We start from the raw sequence: 12,745 nt of genomic DNA, 5'->3' as shown, positions 1-12,745 counted from the left end.
TGTACTACGCTGGCCCGGTGTCAGGCGAACTTGGACGTCGTGAACGGAAGAAGCAGGTCACCCGACAGGCACTGGTGAACGCCGCCGTCCGCCTGTTCACCGAGAAGGGTTACGACCGGACGAGCGTGGCTGACATCGCCGAGGCCGCCGACGTCAGCAAGCGCACGTTCTTCCTGCACTTCCCTGCGAAGGAGGACGTGCTGCTGGTCGACAGTGATACGAGGATCGACCTGGCCGTGCAGGCCATCGAAGGACGGCGGCCCGACGCGCCAATGCGGGAGGTGCTGGCCGGGGCAACCCGGAGCATGATCGCCAACACCGCCGCCGGCGACCTACCTGGCGGCCTGGCGGCACTGCGGGCGCGTCTGATAGTCACAACGCCCGCCGTTCAGGCCCGCGTGCTGCACACCGTGTTCACCGCTCAGACCCGAATCGCCGAGGCGCTGCACCGGGCATATCCGGAGGCACTCGACGAGGCCGCGGCGGCAGCCGTCGTCGGGGCGCTGATGGGGGCCATCAGCGCCAGCGCGGTGACCAGCCTGCGGCATGCCGAGCCACCGGAGCGGACCCACGCCGCGATGCTGCGCGCAGCCGAGATCGCACTGCACTGCTCAGAAGCCGCGGACGCCACTGCGCCGGTGTCCCTTGGGGCGGAGGGAATCCGCCCGAGTCGGTGACCGGCAGCCCACGGCTACCGGCGATCACGGCGGTGTCCGGTGCTGCACCCCGTACGGGTGCCTCGGGCACCCATGCCACCTGGCATCGACGTTCCACCACACATACCCCGCTCAAGCGGGGCCGCCGCGCGCCCGGTAGACGCGGACCGCGTCGGCGCGGCAGTGGACCCGCAGCCGGGCGTTGACCGCCCGCAGGTGTGCGTGCACCGTTCGGACGCTCACCCCGAGTTCCGCAGCGATCGCGGCATCGGACAGACCGCGCGCGACCGCCTGGAGGATCGCCCCCTGGCGGGCGGTGACCAGACCGCCAGCGGTCGGATCGGCAGCGACCCGGTCGGCGAGCCGGGCTCGCACCGCTGCCTGCCGGCTGCGCAGTCGCTGCCCGGGGTCCTCGCACTCGGCCAGCAGCCGCGCTGCCTCATCCGACCAGCGCCGGGCGGTCTCCACCCGCCCCGCGTCGAGTTCCAACTCCGCCAGGCCCAGGGTGGCGTCCAAGGCGGTGATCCGGTCGGTCGCGGCGATCGCCAGATCGTGGGCGTTCGTGAAGCCGGCGACCGCGGTGTCGACAGCACCCGAGTGCTGGGCGACCGCCGCGTGGCAGAGGGCGAACACACGGTCCGCGAACGGCAGGGCGGCGTACCGGGAACCGATCAGGGCCTCGGCTCGGGCCAGCTGTTCCCAGGCGGCCGGCAGGTCCCCGCGCTCCGCGCGGACCCGGGCGAGGGTTGCGCGGCCGGCGACCTCGGCCGCGGTGTTGCGCATCGGGGTGGCCGACTCCACGATCTCCGTCAGCCGGAACTCGACGTCGTCGCCGGGACCGGCGTAGTACGCCGAGCCGGCCAGGATGATGTCGCAGTTCGCCCGTTGCGTGAAATGCTCCGGCCCGTGCATCGCGCGGGCCCGCCGTGCCCAGCGCACCGCCTCGCCGACGTTGCCGCGCAACGCACTGAGGGAGGCCCGGCCGAGCGCGATACCGGCGTCGACCGACGGCAGGCCATCGGCCAGGGGCCCCTGCCGGGCCGGTGCCGTCTCGGCCAGCGCCAGGGCGAGGTGTACGTCCCCGGTACGGCCGGCGAACAGGCTCGCCGACGCGTGCGCGAGTAGCAGCCGCGCGTCGGCGTGCAGGTGCTCCGGAGCAAGCCGGTCGATCCAGGCGAGGACGGTGGCGGTGCGGCCGACATCGAGCATCCGCCAGTACGTGGACGCGATCAGTTCGCCCGCCTCGGCCTCGTCACCGGCGGCCAGCAGGTGCGCGATCGCGCGGTCCGGCATCCCGTGGTCGACGAACCAGCGGGCGGCGCGGCGGTGGGCTGCCTCGGTGTCGACGCCTTCGGCCGCTGCGGCCCGGTGCAGTGCTTCCCGGAACAGCGGGTGGTAGCGGAACCACAGGCGGCGGCGGTCGAGCGGTACGACGAAGACTCCCGCCCGGTCGAGCCGGGCCAGCATGCCGCTGCCATCGTCGCCGCCGGTGACCGCGTCGCAGAGCGGGCCGCCCAGCCAGTCGAGCCCGGCGGTGCCGAGCAGGAAGCGACGCAGGTTGGCCGGCAGCGGGGCGAGCACCTCCTCGACGACGTAGTCGTACAGGTGGTGATGGTCGCCGCGGAGCCGCTCGTGCGGCTGCCCGGCGGCGAACCGCAGCGCGACGGGCCAGCCCTCGGCCCGCCGGATCGCCTCCTCGAACTCCGGGGTGGCAGGACTGTCGAGCAGTGACCGCGCCTCGTCGGCGGAGAAGGCGAGATCGCCGGCGTCGATCTCGGCCAGCGCCCCCGAGGCCCGCAGCCGGGCGAGGGCGAGCGGCGGCCGGGTACGGCCGGCCAGCAGGAGCCGGATCCGGGAGCGGCCAAGCACGAGCAGTGCGAGCTCGTCGCCGACGGCCGGGGTGTCGATCCGTTCGACGTTGTCGAGGGCCAGGACGAGGTCGGCGGGCGCGGACAGTCCGGTGGCGACCAGCTCCGCTATCCAGGTACGACGGTCGTCCACCCCGGCTGGAGGCGTGTCCAGGCCGGCGAACCGGTCGTCGGTGCCGGCCAGCGCCTCGGCCACCCGGGTCCAGAAGACGACCGGCTCGGAACAGTCCGGATCCAGTTCGGCCCGGGCGATCCGGTTCCCCCGCGCCGACGAGGCGATCCAGGCGGCCAGGCCCAGTGATTTGCCCCAGCCGGCGGGGGCGTGCACGACGGTCAACCGGTGCTGCCAGGCGGCGGTCTCCAGCCGCCGTTCGAGCACCGGCCGTGCACGCGTCGTACGGGTCATCGACGGCCAGCGTACGAGGGCGGCCGATGACCCGTACGACCCAGTCGGCATTGCCTAGGCAGTACTGCCGATCCGGCGGCTGTCCGTTGTCGGGCCGACCGGTGGCGGTGAGGCTGTGGGACGTAACAGGCGAACAGCGGCACTCGCCGGTCGACCGTCGGTCGGCCCGACAGTGCCGGCCCTATGAGAGGACGCCATGGAAGACATCACCTGGCTCGACGCGACCGGGCAGGCCGAGCTGGTCCGTTCGGGCGAGGTCAGCGCCCGCGAACTCGTCGAGCATTCGATCAGCCGGATCGAGAAGCTGAATCCCGAGGTCAACGCGTTCATCCACACCAGCTTCGAGAAGGCGCGGGCGGTCGCCGATCGAGCGCCGACCGGACCGTTCGGCGGGGTGCCCTTCGCCGTCAAGGACCTGTTCCAGCAGAGCGAGGGCGACCCCTACCACTACGGCACCCGCTTCCTGAAGGAGCTGGACTGGCGGGCGTCGGCCGATACCTGGATGGTGTCGAAGCTGCGGGCGGCGGGGTTCGTGCTCGTCGGCCGGACGAACACCCCCGAGATCGGTGCGTGGACGACGACGGAGCCCGACTCGTACGGCCCCACGCGCAACCCGTGGGATCTCGGCCGTTCGTCCGGTGGTTCCAGCGGCGGCTCCGCGGTCGCGGTCGCGACCGGCATGGTGCCGGCGGCGCATGCCAACGACGGTGGCGGATCGGTACGGATTCCCTCGAGCGCGAACGGTCTCGTCGGCCTGAAGCCGACCCGGGCCCGGGTCTCGCTCGGCCCGGAACTGGGTGAGGCGTGGGCCGGCATGACGCACGAGTCCGCCATCACCCGATCAATACGGGATATCGCGGGAATTCTCGACGTCGTCGGCGGGATGGCACCCGGTGATCCGTACACGGCGCCGACGCCGAAGCGCCCGTACGTGCAGGAGGTCGGTGCACCGGTTGGCCGGCTGCGGGTCGGCATCCAGGTCGACCATCCGAACGTCGCGCTCGACCCCGAGGTGGTGGTGGCGGTCCGGTCGACGGCCGCCCTGCTGGAGGAACTCGGGCACATCGTGGAGGAGGCCCGCCCGGCCGCGCTGGACGAGCCACCGGCCGAGGCGCAGGTGCTGATGCCGGTGTTCCAGTACCTGGACATCGTGCACTGGGGCAAGGTGATCGGCCGGGAACTCACCCCCGACGATCTGGACCAGGACAACTGGGCGCTCGGCATGTACGGCAAGGACGTACCCGCTGTCGCGTACCTCGAAGGGCTGAGCGCGCTGCACCGGTGGTGCCGGCGGGTTGCTGCCTGGTGGAACCACGACGACGCCGGTGTCGACGGCGGGCGCGACCCGGGCTACGACCTCCTGGTCACGCCGACGCTACCGAAGCTGCCGGCGCAACTCGGCGAGCTGCGACCGGTACCCGGGCAGCCGCTGGCCGGCTTCCTGAAGTCGGGCGAGTACGTCAGCTTCACCTCGCCGTTCAACGCGACCGGGCAGCCGGCGATGTCGCTGCCGATGCATTGGTCGGCCGACGGGCTGCCGGTCGGTGTACAGTTCGTCGCCGCATACGGCCGGGAGGACCTGCTGATCCGGCTGGGTAGCGTGCTGGAGCAGGCCCGCCCGTGGGCCGGCCGGCACCCGGGGATCGCCGGGTAGGGGCGGTTCCACTCGGCGGTCCCGTCACCGCCGTTCGGATCGGGTACGCCGCCGACGGCGGCGTACCCGACGACGTGGACGCACAGCCCACGGTGCATTCCGGTCCGGAGAAGCGGTGGTCGAGCCGACATGCGTTCAAGCTTCGACGGGGTCACGGGCGTCGAGGATCTCGTCCCAGTGGTCGGCGGTCCACTGATAGACGACCTTGAGGGGGGCCAGCAGGCTCCGGCCGAGCGGTGTCAGCTCGTACGTGACGGTGCGACCGGCTGTGGAGCGTGACACGAAGCCGTCGCGTTCAAGGGTACGTAGGGCGCGGGTGAGTTCCTTGGGACTCGTCCGAGGTAGCGCGATGCGAAGTTCGCCGAATCGGCGGGGTGCCTCCTCCAGCGACCGCATGACCAGTGGCGCCCACTTGTGGTCCATCCGGATGGGTAGGAACGAGGAGGGACAGAGCTCATCGAACATGTCGGGAGCAAGGCGGCTCATACATCGAGGATAGATACCCGATCGGTAACCAGGACCCGGCCTATGGTCGTTGCCATGTTGAAGATCGTTGTTTTCGGAGCTGGTGGCAGGGCGGGCAGTGCCGCTGTGGCGGAGGCAGGCGCACGTGGCCACGAGGTCACGCCGCTGGTACGGGCCGTGGCGGACGTGACCGATCCGGTGGCGGTGGCCGCAGGGGCGGCGGGGCACGACGTGGCGATCGCGGCCGTGGGCGACGTCAACGAACCGGCCGTGTTCTTTCGCGCCGCAGCTGAGAGCCTGGTCGCGGGGTTGCGGGAGGCCAGGGTAGATCGCCTCGTCTGGGTCAGCCTCGCGTCGCTGCTGCCCGACGCGAACGGCGTGCCTCTCATGGACACGACTGGTTTCCCGCCTGAGTTCCGACCCTTCTCACTGGCCCACCAGACCGCCCTGGACATTCTGCGCAGTTCCGACCTCGAATGGGTCGCGGTCAGCCCGTCGGGCAGCTTCGACCTCGAGGGCAGGCCCACCGGCGCGTACCACCTCGCACCGGGTGACCTGAGAGCGCACATCACCTATGCCGATCACGCGCGTGCCCTGATCGACGAAGCCGAACGCATGCAGTTCCGTCGAACGCACATCGGCGTGGCGGGTTAGCCCGGGACGTTGCGTTTCGACCTGACCTCACTGGTTCCGGTCGAACCACACTCCGGGTCAAACAGCGGTGAGCAGCCCGTCGAGCGGCCGTGGCAAGGTACCGCGGTCGACTGCCGCCTCGACGAACAGGCGTGCGTAGAGCAGGTTGCGGCGCGAACTGCTGCGCACGAACCGGTATATCTGCGCTTCGGGCTGCTGGCCGCGCCAGGCGGGCTGCTTCTGGAACGAGTGGAACGATCGGAGGTCGCCCTGCGAGTCGAAGAGTGCTTCGACCCCGGCGGTGCCCACCGCGCGGATCAGTTCCTCCTCCAGGTCCTTGACGCAGACGTAGAACCCCAGGTGCTCCATGTCGGTGCGCGTACGGGGTGAGCCGACCTGGGTCGCGACCAGTCCGCGCCGGAACACCTCCTCCTCACGCAGGTCGCACAGACCGGCGAGTCGTGGCCGGGTGCCCAGCGGGCCGAACCTCGTCAGGAAGCGGCCGATCGCGTGTGCTCCGCCGATCGGCACGATCACGACTCGCTCCGCCTCGAGATTCCGGCCGTAGCCCATGGCGGCCGTTTCCAGTGCGATCTGGTCACTGATGCCCTCGACGAGCACCACGGCCACGGCGGACTCGACCTTCCCGAGGGCGTGGGCCGTAGCCCGGAGCGAGGCGGCGTTGCCACCCAGGGGACCATCCAGCGCCCCGAGGGCAGGCACACTGTCGGTGACGTCCATGATGATTTCCCCATCCCGGTGTGACACCAGTGAACTCTTTCGCACACCCGCCCAGCACCTCGCGCGGCGACACCGTCGGCGGCTCGACGGTACGACCGCGCCACTGCCTCGGAATCAAGAGGTGCGCGTCGCATCTCGAACATGAGGTGTCGATAGTGTCGTGGCCATGGCCGCAATCATCGGTGATACGCCTATCGGCCGACCAGGGATTTAACTACGGTCCAGCTCGTCGAAGAGCCCGGAGCCTCCGCCCATGCCGCCGCGTCCGGGGCGCAACACCTGGAGGCGTACCCGATCGCGGCAGCGAACCACCACCACTCAACCTCCGACCTGTTTCCGGGCACCCTCAACCTGTTCCTACGAGCCGGCTTCACCGAAGTCGGCCGGCGCGACGGGGACGTCCCACCGTCCGACGCGTGCTCGCCCACGAATGACATGACGGGAGTCGGTGCCGAACGCTGAACAAGCGGATCGTGTCAACGCGACACCTACCGAGCAGGGGTCGTGGCGACGGACTGGATACGGGCGAGTGAGCCATTCTCCAGAGCTGTCCACAGGGCGTTGTCGGGTCCGAGGGTGATGCCGTGTGGTTCGCAGCGTGATGTCGGTAGGTCGTACGTCTCGACAACACCGTCGGTCGTGATCGAGCCGACGCGGTTGCCGGCCCACTCGGTGAACCACAGGTTGCCGTCACGATCAGGGGTGATGGCGTGTGGTCGGCCGGCGCGGTCGGGCAACGGAAACTCCATGATCGCGCCGTCGGGACTGATCCGTCCGACCTGACCGGCGGCGATCTCGACGAACCAGAGGGCGTCGTCCCGGCCTGCGGTGATGCCTACCGGCGCGGCGGCCTCGGTCGGCAGCGGGTGGACGACCGTCACGCCGTCCATGCCGATCCGCCCGATCGCGTTGGCCTGGTTCATGGTGAACCACATCCCGCCGTCGGGGCCGGGGGTGATCGCGGACGGAAAGGCCCCGGCGACCGGGAGAGGGAACTCGGTGATCTGGCCGTCGGTGGTGATCCGTCCGATACGGTCGGTGTTGGTCTCGGTGAACCAGAGTGCGCCATCGGGGCCGGCGGCGATGCCGAACGGTCCGCACTCCGGGCTGGGCAACGGGAACTCGTCAACGGAGCCGTCGGTCGAGATTCGCCCGATGCGGTGCGCCCGGTACTCGGTGAACCAGAGCGCCCGGTCCGGCCCGACGGTGATGATCGTCGGCCCGCACCCTGGATCGAGTTGCTGCCTGGTGGGCTTTTGGCCGGGTACCAGTCGGCCGATCTGCCCGCTGTGGACCATGGTGAACCACAGTGCACCGTCCGGGCCGGTGGTGATCGCGTACGGGCCGCCGGCGGCGTCGGTCACCGCGTACTCGTGAATGGAAACGGGTGTCACTTGGCTGCTCCAGACCATGCTCGGTGGCGATGTAGTCGATGTCGGCGGACGTTCCGGCCATGATCGTCGGCGGTGCTGGGCCGGCGCTTAGTGCGACTAGTGTTGCAATAGCATCATGTCATGGGCCCGCCACGATCAACAAAAGGATTTCCCGACAGGTCGCTCCCGTCGCCGTGCCATCGGGCCACGGCAGTCCGAGCGAGCGCGGACGTTGGCTGAGGCAGTCCAGTCGCCCGTCCGTAGTGAGGACGTCGAACCGGCGACCCAGCTGGGGCGCAACCCACATCGACACGGTCGGCCGCCAGCCCTCAGCCGCGTACCTACCGGGCGCCACCCCCACCGCGTGACCGGGCGTCGGCGACGCCCGGTCACCATCCGGACCGCTGATCAGCCGTCGATGATCACGCCGCCGGCCACCACGTTTGCCCGGCGGGAGCGTCCCTGACGAACACGATCCCGTCGATGCTCGCCAGGTGGTCCGGGTCCAGCGGGGAGTAGCCGAACCAGGGGGAGACGCGGGGGGCGGGCGTCGTGTCGCCGAGAGCGGCGGCCAGTCGGCGGGGGTCGACGATGTACCGGTCCTCCGGTAGTACGTAGAGGAGCCCCTCGATCGTGTCCGGAAGTGGGGTGTCCACACCACGGTGGCGGATCGTGCCGAGGGCGGTGGCCATGAAGGCGTACCCCTCGCCGAGCTGGGCGCTGGCGATCGCCCCGGCGCTCCACCAATGCGACGTCAGATCGCCCATCTGCATCGTGCTCTCGTTCCGCTGGAGATGCGCGTTGTTGGCGTGCACCAGCGCCGGGCCCCGCTCGGCGATGGCCAGCAGGTTGGCGGCCATCATCGACGCCCGCGCGCCCAGCACCCGCGCGATGCGGCCCGGTGACGAATCGGCCATCCAGAAGTGGTATCGCAGCAGCCCGGTGGCGGTACGCCCGTACAGGTGTGCCCGGTCCCAGTCGTCTGGCGAGGACACTGCGACCAGGTACGGCGTCTGCGTGTCAACCAGGCTCACCAGGTCGTCGGCAAGCAGCCGAAGCTGTCCGGCCTCGGGCGTCCGCCCCATGGACCGGGTCGGGTCCATCATCGCGGCGGGATTGGTCCACTGCTCGTCGGTGCCGAGCAGCCGGTCGAGCGATTCTGCGGTGCAGGGAAGCAGATCGGCGTCCACCCGGTCCGCGAGGTAGTCGTAAAGTGCGGTGAGGGCCTGCCGGGGACTCGCGGCTGCGGCGGTCTCCAGCGGGCCGTCGAAGCCGGCGAAGCGCAGCTGGTCGGCAGCTGGCCGGCCGTCGTTGTACGTGCGCATCCAGCGCACCAGCTCACGGTTGGCCGGGGACGCGCCGAACCCGTGGCTGAAGCCGCGCTGCATGACCTCGTCGAGGGTGCCCGTACCCGAGGTGACGTAGTCGTCCACGACCAGGCCCATCAGGCAGTCGCTCTCGATCGCGATCGTCCGGTAGCCCTCCTGCTCGACGAGTTGCCGGAAGAGATCGTTTCGCAGCTCGAGCAGAACGTCCTCGCCATGGGTGGGCTCACCGAGGGCAAACAGCCGTGGCCGGGCCGGGAGTAACCGCATGACGGTGGCAGCGTCGACGACATGGGCAGCATCTTTGATCGCAGCAGTCATGTCCTCAACGCTATCGTTGAACCTTCGGTTGAACCTTTTGCCCAGTCACACCAGGACGGTGCGCTGAAACCTTCAAGACAGCGGGCGACTCAGGCCGGGTGGCCGGGCACGTGGGCACGGCCGGTCCACATAGGTGATCGGGAACTACGAGGCGGCCGGGACCCTTCCGGGCACACTTCGCATGGCTCGGCTGTCGGGTACGTTCACTGGCCATGGTTCGTACCCGTCTCGATCTCGATCGGATCCGCGCGGCCCGCAATATGATCGACCCGGTCTTTCTGACCACGCCGCTGTACCGGTGCGACGCCCTGGGACACCAGCTCGGCTGCACGATGAGCATCAAGCTGGAAACGGCGAACCCGGTGCGCAGCTTCAAGGCCCGGGGTACCGAACTGGTCGCGGGCCACCTTGCCGACCAGGGCGAAGCGGCGGTGGTGTGCGCCAGCGCCGGCAACCTCGGTCAGGCGCTGGGTTGGTCGGGTCGCCGTCGGGGCCTGGACGTAACGGTTGTGGCATCACGCTTTGCGCCGACGGTCAAGCTCGACCGGATCCGTTCCTTCGGGGCGCACCTGGAGTTGGTGGACGGCGACTTCGACATGGCCCGCGAGCGGGCGGCGAACATCGCGCATCAGCGCGGCGTCCGGCTGGTGGAGGACAGCCTGGACATTGAGACCTGCGAGGGGGCCGCGACCATCGGCCTGGAGTTGGTGGGCGCGGTGTCCGCCGGCGACGCCGTCCTGATCGCGCTTGGTGGCGGCGCCATGGCCACCGGCGTCGGCCATGTCCTCAAAGCCCTGGCACCGACGGTCGAGGTGATCTGTGTACAGCCGCTCGGCGCGCCTGCCATGACGCTGTCCTGGCACGAACGCAGGGTCGTCACCACCGACTCGACCGATACCATCGCCGACGGTGTGGCCGGCCGGTACCCCATTCCTGCCGTCCTGGACGATCTCCTCCAGGTGGTCGACGACGCAGTCCTCGTACGTGAGGCATCGATCGTCACCGGAATGCGGTTGCTCCTGGAGCACGCGGGGTTGGTCGTCGAGCCCTCAGCGGCTCTCGGCATCGCGGCCATCCTGGAAGACCCCGACCGCTTCGCCGGCCGCCACGTTGTCACGATTGTCTGTGGCAGCAACGTCGACCTGGACGCCTACCACCGCTGGGTCCACCGGTGAACCCCGGCAGACGGAACACCGGCAGCGTCCACGCCGGTACCGGTCGGCGATGACCTGTCCGGCTGCGGCCACGGCTCAGCCACGGCTCAGCCACGAAGGTGGATCTATCCGCGATCCGAACCTGGCGTGACAGTGCCGCCTGAGGTCGCTTCGGTCCTGGTGTAGAGGACCTCGCGGGCCTGTTCCGCAGCGCGGATGATGCTCTCGCCGACGAAGTCGACGAAGCGGGCGATGTTCTCGAGGCGGGTGGCGGCCGGGGTGTCGGGGCCGAGGATGCTGATGCCCTGCCGTGCGGTCTCGGCGAGCTGGGCGTTGGATCGGGCGCTGGCAATCATGCCCTGGTACCAGACGTCGTCGTCGACGACGTAGCGCTCGCGGCGGCGTTCGTCGCGTTCCCGGCGGATGAGGCCCTGGCTTTCGAGGAACGTGATCGCCTTTGAGATGGACGCCGGGCTGACCTGGAGGCGCTGGACTAGTTCGGACGCGGTGAGGCTGCCCGCGTCGGTGGTGTAGAGGCAGGTCAGCACCCGGGACATCATTTTGGGCAGGCCCTGTTGCATGAGGAGGGTGGTGAACGTCTCCTCGTACTCGCGCACAGCCTCGGCGTCGCGTCCGTGGGCCTGCGGGGGCGCCTGTGGTCCTCGGGGAACGGCCTGCCTGCGCCGGTGGGCGCGGCGTTCAGTGGCGTGGTGGGCCAGGTCGGCGCGGTAGGTGGTGGGACCCCCGTTCCGCATCACCTCACGCGTGATCGTCGAGGTGGGGCGGTCGAGACGTCTGGCGATCTCCGCGTAGGCGAGCCCGTCGGCCAGCCCCTGTGCGATCTGCTGACGTTCGAGCTGGGTGAGCCTGCCTCCCGGCATCGCGATCTCCCTTTCATGCTTCCTTGAAGTCGGAAGAATAGCGTTCACTCCCAACACAATGCAACGTCTGAGTCGTCTCCGTTGCGTTGAAATTACGGACGTTGCAACGATAATGAGGCCTCCACCTGCGTTAATGCTGTTCAGGTGCAACGGGCCTGTTGCCTGATTCTCGAACGCAACGTAGCGTTTCCGGTGTTGGAAACAACTGGTCCAGGAGGAGAAGCACGATGCAGAAGTTCGACACCCCCACCCCGATCTCCGCCGTCCTCGACATCCCCGCAGGGCGTGTCCAGTTCATCGCCGCCGATCGGGCCGACACCACGGTCGAGGTCCTGCCGGCGGACGCCTCGAAGGGCCGCGACGTGAAGGTCGCGGAGCAGACCAGGGTCGAATACAGCGACGGCGTCCTACGGATCGAGGCCTCGGCCAGGAACCAGATCCTCGGAAGCTCCGGATTCATCGAGGTGACGGTCCAGTTGCCCGCCGGTTCCCGGGTCGAGGTGAAGGCAGCCAGCGCCGAATTCCGGGCCGTCGGACGGTTCGGCGACGTCGCCTTCGAGGGCTCGCACGGCGCGATCAAGCTCGACGAGGCCGTGAGCGTCCGGTTCACCACCGCCAGCGGTGACGTCTCGGTCGGCCGCCTCAATGGCCCTGCGGAGATCAGTACTGGAAAGGGCGACATCCGGATCGCCGAGGCCGTGCGCGGCACGGTCGTACTGCGCACCCAGGCCGGCGACGTGACGGTCGGCGTCGCCCACGGCGTCTCCGCCTCCCTGGACGCCGGCACCGCCCATGGCCGGATCCAGAACACGCTCAGGAACACCGGCGCCCCCGACCTCAGCATCCACGCAACCACCGCCTACGGCGACATCGTCGCCCGTAGCCTCTGAGGAGCACGCGTCACGAAACCTGGCCACCGCGGTGAACGGGCTGCGCAAGTCCCACGGTGACAAGGTCGCGCCCGACGGTGATGACCGGGCCGTCCCCGAAGGAACGAGCTTCGCCCTCCGGTCCAACTGCACCGGCAGACCACCGCCGTCAACATTCTCTCTACCTCATTTCCCCGACCCGCCTCCGGCGACATCCGTACCGACGGTCACGACATCGCCACCAACCAGAGCGGGACGGTCGTCGTACCGCCGCTCGGGCGAGCGCGCCCACCTCGCCTCACCGGCTCGTGTGACGGCCAGCGCCCTCGGCCGAGCCCTTCCAGCCCCTATCACCCCTGCCGTGCTGGCGCCGCCGTGGCATCACCATGCCCGGACCCG

Annotated in this window: 11 protein-coding genes; 5 read left to right on the top strand and 6 right to left on the bottom strand. The window is 69.6% G+C overall.

What is annotated here, in order from left to right:
• The first annotated feature begins 17 nt into the window (after positions 1 to 17).
• Positions 18 to 677 carry a TetR/AcrR family transcriptional regulator gene (locus ACFQ4H_RS21110; protein ID WP_377572880.1) on the top strand — a complete coding sequence of 220 codons (660 nt, stop codon included), beginning with the start codon at positions 18 to 20 and terminating at the stop codon, positions 675 to 677.
• A 111-nt stretch (positions 678 to 788) separates the two neighbouring features.
• On the opposite strand, the gene ACFQ4H_RS21105 is transcribed toward ACFQ4H_RS21110, so the two are convergent.
• Positions 789 to 2,930, bottom strand: coding sequence for a helix-turn-helix transcriptional regulator (locus ACFQ4H_RS21105; RefSeq protein ID WP_377572879.1), 2,142 nt, complete (start codon positions 2,928 to 2,930; stop codon positions 789 to 791).
• A gap of 196 nt (positions 2,931 to 3,126) precedes the next feature.
• On the opposite strand from ACFQ4H_RS21105, the gene ACFQ4H_RS21100 reads away from it, so the two are divergent.
• Complete coding sequence (locus tag ACFQ4H_RS21100; protein WP_377572877.1) at positions 3,127 to 4,584, top strand: amidase; 1,458 nt, start codon at positions 3,127 to 3,129, stop codon at positions 4,582 to 4,584.
• Positions 4,585 to 4,719: 135 nt separating this feature from the next.
• On the opposite strand, the gene ACFQ4H_RS21095 is transcribed toward ACFQ4H_RS21100, so the two are convergent.
• Positions 4,720 to 5,070, bottom strand: a complete 351-nt coding sequence (locus tag ACFQ4H_RS21095; protein ID WP_377572875.1) for a winged helix-turn-helix transcriptional regulator — start codon at positions 5,068 to 5,070, stop codon at positions 4,720 to 4,722.
• A 156-nt stretch (positions 5,071 to 5,226) separates the two neighbouring features.
• On the opposite strand from ACFQ4H_RS21095, the gene ACFQ4H_RS21090 reads away from it, so the two are divergent.
• The gene (locus ACFQ4H_RS21090) at positions 5,227 to 5,703 is read left to right on the top strand and encodes an NAD(P)-dependent oxidoreductase (protein ID WP_377572873.1); all 477 of its coding nucleotides are present in this window, start codon (positions 5,227 to 5,229) and stop codon (positions 5,701 to 5,703) included.
• A 57-nt stretch (positions 5,704 to 5,760) separates the two neighbouring features.
• Here ACFQ4H_RS21090 and ACFQ4H_RS21085 read toward each other — a convergent pair whose 3' ends face one another.
• From ACFQ4H_RS21085 to ACFQ4H_RS21075, 3 genes are all read right to left on the bottom strand, one after another.
• A complete protein-coding gene (locus tag ACFQ4H_RS21085; RefSeq protein ID WP_377572871.1) occupies positions 5,761 to 6,423 on the bottom strand; it encodes a TOPRIM nucleotidyl transferase/hydrolase domain-containing protein in 663 nt (220 codons plus the stop codon).
• A gap of 488 nt (positions 6,424 to 6,911) precedes the next feature.
• Positions 6,912 to 7,817 carry a Vgb family protein gene (locus ACFQ4H_RS21080; RefSeq protein WP_377572870.1) on the bottom strand — a complete coding sequence of 302 codons (906 nt, stop codon included), beginning with the start codon at positions 7,815 to 7,817 and terminating at the stop codon, positions 6,912 to 6,914.
• 401 nt (positions 7,818 to 8,218) lie between these two features.
• The gene (locus tag ACFQ4H_RS21075; RefSeq protein WP_377572868.1) at positions 8,219 to 9,442 is read right to left on the bottom strand and encodes an erythromycin esterase family protein; all 1,224 of its coding nucleotides are present in this window, start codon (positions 9,440 to 9,442) and stop codon (positions 8,219 to 8,221) included.
• A 212-nt stretch (positions 9,443 to 9,654) separates the two neighbouring features.
• On the opposite strand from ACFQ4H_RS21075, the gene ACFQ4H_RS21070 reads away from it, so the two are divergent.
• Complete coding sequence (locus ACFQ4H_RS21070) at positions 9,655 to 10,617, top strand: threonine ammonia-lyase (RefSeq protein ID WP_377572867.1); 963 nt, start codon at positions 9,655 to 9,657, stop codon at positions 10,615 to 10,617.
• A 104-nt stretch (positions 10,618 to 10,721) separates the two neighbouring features.
• Here the strand turns inward: ACFQ4H_RS21070 and ACFQ4H_RS21065 are convergent, their stop codons facing one another.
• Positions 10,722 to 11,477 carry a GbsR/MarR family transcriptional regulator gene (locus ACFQ4H_RS21065; RefSeq protein ID WP_377572865.1) on the bottom strand — a complete coding sequence of 252 codons (756 nt, stop codon included), beginning with the start codon at positions 11,475 to 11,477 and terminating at the stop codon, positions 10,722 to 10,724.
• A 227-nt stretch (positions 11,478 to 11,704) separates the two neighbouring features.
• Here ACFQ4H_RS21065 and ACFQ4H_RS21060 point away from each other — a divergent pair, with 227 nt between their 5' ends.
• Positions 11,705 to 12,367 carry a DUF4097 family beta strand repeat-containing protein gene (locus ACFQ4H_RS21060; RefSeq protein WP_377572864.1) on the top strand — a complete coding sequence of 221 codons (663 nt, stop codon included), beginning with the start codon at positions 11,705 to 11,707 and terminating at the stop codon, positions 12,365 to 12,367.
• Positions 12,368 to 12,745 lie beyond the last annotated feature (378 nt).

It is taken from the genome of Micromonospora sonneratiae, from assembly GCF_042679305.1.
GTDB classification, from domain to species: Bacteria; Actinomycetota; Actinomycetes; order Mycobacteriales; family Micromonosporaceae; genus Micromonospora_H; species Micromonospora_H sonneratiae.
This window is presented reverse-complemented; position numbering and strand designations above follow the sequence as displayed.

Excerpts from the sequence above, each read along its gene's own strand:
- ACFQ4H_RS21105 (WP_377572879.1), bottom strand. The coding sequence starts at position 2,930 with ATGACCCGTACGACGCGTGCACGGCCGGTGCTCGAACGGCGGCTGGAG.
- ACFQ4H_RS21100 (WP_377572877.1), top strand. The coding sequence starts at position 3,127 with ATGGAAGACATCACCTGGCTCGACGCGACCGGGCAGGCCGAGCTGGTC.
- ACFQ4H_RS21095 (WP_377572875.1), bottom strand. The coding sequence starts at position 5,070 with ATGAGCCGCCTTGCTCCCGACATGTTCGATGAGCTCTGTCCCTCCTCG.
- ACFQ4H_RS21085 (WP_377572871.1), bottom strand. The coding sequence starts at position 6,423 with ATGGACGTCACCGACAGTGTGCCTGCCCTCGGGGCGCTGGATGGTCCC.
- ACFQ4H_RS21075 (WP_377572868.1), bottom strand. The coding sequence starts at position 9,442 with ATGACTGCTGCGATCAAAGATGCTGCCCATGTCGTCGACGCTGCCACC.
- ACFQ4H_RS21070 (WP_377572867.1), top strand. The coding sequence starts at position 9,655 with ATGGTTCGTACCCGTCTCGATCTCGATCGGATCCGCGCGGCCCGCAAT.
- ACFQ4H_RS21065 (WP_377572865.1), bottom strand. The coding sequence starts at position 11,477 with ATGCCGGGAGGCAGGCTCACCCAGCTCGAACGTCAGCAGATCGCACAG.
- ACFQ4H_RS21060 (WP_377572864.1), top strand. The coding sequence starts at position 11,705 with ATGCAGAAGTTCGACACCCCCACCCCGATCTCCGCCGTCCTCGACATC.